This window comes from Mesorhizobium sp. M3A.F.Ca.ET.175.01.1.1, assembly GCF_004791945.1.
Lineage (GTDB): Bacteria > Pseudomonadota > Alphaproteobacteria > Rhizobiales > Rhizobiaceae > Mesorhizobium.
In genome coordinates, this window is the sequence record NZ_SRTP01000087.1 from 1 (window position 1) to 430 (window position 430).

A 430-nucleotide genomic window follows, 5' to 3' on the forward strand; every position below is an offset into this window, starting at 1 on the left:
GTCCTGAACGGCTGCTGATATTTTGCTGAAATCGGCTTTCAGCGCCGCGGCCTGCGATCCCGGCTTTTCGTTGCTATTCGCTCGCCAGCGTGTCGAAGCGGGGACAGTGCGGGCGGGCGCCGACGGAGACGATCTCATAGCCGGCGGCGATCAATTGCAGCTTCATCTCATCGAAATGCCGCTTCGAGCCGCTGACGATCGCCTCCGGCGCGTAGTCCCAGCCATTGCGGGCGGCATTGGCCAGTATGTCGGCATAAAGCCGCATGCTGGCAATCTTGACGTCCGATTCCAACATTTGCCTGCACCCGCTTGCGAATGACTGCGACGGGGAAGAAAAACCCACGATTGCGCATGCCAGTCCGATCGAAACACCTCGCATGAAAACCTCCCATGGTTACAGCCTGTTGCTGCAAGGAAGCTTGCACCTCCT

General features: G+C 59.1%; 1 protein-coding gene. It reads right to left on the minus strand.

From position 1 onward, the window contains the following. Positions 1 to 73: 73 nt before the first annotated feature. The gene (locus EN818_RS30860) at positions 74 to 265 is read right to left on the minus strand and encodes a hypothetical protein (protein WP_210237323.1); all 192 of its coding nucleotides are present in this window, start codon (positions 263 to 265) and stop codon (positions 74 to 76) included. Positions 266 to 430 lie beyond the last annotated feature (165 nt).